This window comes from Roseateles sp. P5_B10 (genome assembly GCF_056400485.1).
In genome coordinates this window covers 1-1,680 of record NZ_JBFULE010001006.1, presented here as the reverse complement: position 1 = coordinate 1,680, position 1,680 = coordinate 1, and the positions used below count along the sequence as shown (strand labels likewise).

Here is a 1,680-nt window from a genome sequence, read left to right as displayed (position 1 = left end):
ACCATGGAGAGCGTGCTGGCGCAGGACTACCCTGCGCTGGAGTACCTGGTCGTCGATGACGGGTCTTCGGACGACAGCCTTGCCGTTGCACAAGCGGTCGCGGCTGAACACCCAGGCCGCGTGACCGTACTCACTCAGCCCAACGCGGGCCAGGCAGCGACATTGAATCGGGCCTGGGCGATGTGCCGTGGGGAGATTCTCGGGTATCTGAGTTCAGACGACCTTCTGCTGCCGGGCGCAATCAGCACGATGGTCGCTGCACTTCAGGCTGGTGCCGGTGCCTCTGTCGCCTATTGCGACAATTGGCTCATCGATGCCGCCGGGTGCAGATTGCGGGCCGCGGTGGCTCCGGAGTTCGACAAGCGGGAAATGTTGGAAGAACTGATCTGCCCGCCAGGCGTGGGGGCGTTGTTCCGGCGCCAGGTATTTGATGCGACCGGTGGGTGGGACATCGGTCGCCGGCAGGTGCCGGATTTCGAGTTCTGGTTGCGCGCCGTTGAGTACGGCGACTTCCTGCATGTGCCCCAGCGTCTGGCGGAGTACCGCATTCACGAGGGCTCGGCCTCGTTCAAGGTGATGCCAGTCGCGCGCGCGGAGGAGATTCTCTGCATGGTGAAGGCGCACTGGTTTGTGCGCCCCACCGCGTCGTCTTCGCTGGTCAGGCGGTCGGTAGCCCGCGCGTATTGCCTGGCGGGTAAGAATCACGCGCAGTCCGGGCGTGCGGGCATGGCATCTCGGCGTTATCTGCGTGCATTCGTGATGCGGCCTGCGCTGTTCCTAGAGCCGGCCGTGTGGCGACAGATTCTGGTGGGTTTTCTGCGTCGTACCTATTTCGGGTGGCGCACCAAAGAGCGAGAGCAATGAGCAGGCAAAAGATCCTTGTATTGGGTGCGAATGGCATGCTGGGGCATGCCGTGCTGCGCTGGTTTGCACCGCTCAGTCATTACGAAACGCTTGGCACCGTGCGCACCTCCCAGGCCGCGGTTGAATTGCGTGCACGACTGCCTGAGGCTCAACTGGTTGAAGGATTGGATGCGGGTCGAATGGACCAACTGCGCGGATTGTTCGCGCAGGTGAAACCGGATGTCGTCATCAACTGCGTCGGTGTCGTCAAGCAACTGGCCGGCGCGGACGACCCAGCGACGGCGATTCCCATCAATGCAGTGTTGCCCCACCGTTTGGCGCGGTTGTGTCAGGCTCATGGCGCCCGCATGGTTCACATCAGTACCGACTGCGTCTTCTCGGGCAAGCGCGGGGCCTACCGAGAGGAGGATCCGGCCGATGCAGAGGATCTCTATGGCCGCAGCAAGCTGATGGGCGAGCCGCACAGTCCAGGTGTTGTCACGCTACGCACTTCGATCATTGGCCATGAGTTGGATGCAGGGCACGGTCTCGTAGGCTGGTATCTCGCCCAAACGGGAGAGGTCAAGGGCTTCGGTCGTTCAGTATTTTCGGCGCTACCGACCGTGGAACTCGCGCGTGTCATCGAACAGTGCGTGCTGCCCAGGCCGGAGCTCGCCGGAACCTTCCATGTGGCGGCCCAGCCCATCAGCAAGTATGAGTTGCTGGACTTGGTTGCGACCGCGTACGGCCGGCCCAACCGACCGATTCAGAACACCGACGTCGTCATCGATCGGTCCTTGTGCGGCGACCGCTTTTTGGCGGCTACGGGGTATGTGT

The 1,680-nt window shown here is 62.6% G+C and carries 2 protein-coding genes; both read left to right on the top strand.

All coding sequences use genetic code 11. From position 1 onward, the window contains the following. On the top strand, positions 1 to 864 hold an 864-nt coding region (locus AC1DU6_RS30220), incomplete at its 5' end, for a glycosyltransferase (RefSeq protein WP_477861742.1). After that, positions 861 to 1,680, top strand: an 820-nt coding sequence (locus tag AC1DU6_RS30215) for a dTDP-4-dehydrorhamnose reductase family protein (protein ID WP_477861740.1), incomplete at its 3' end; no start/stop codon positions are given. The genes AC1DU6_RS30220 and AC1DU6_RS30215, both read left to right, overlap by 4 nt.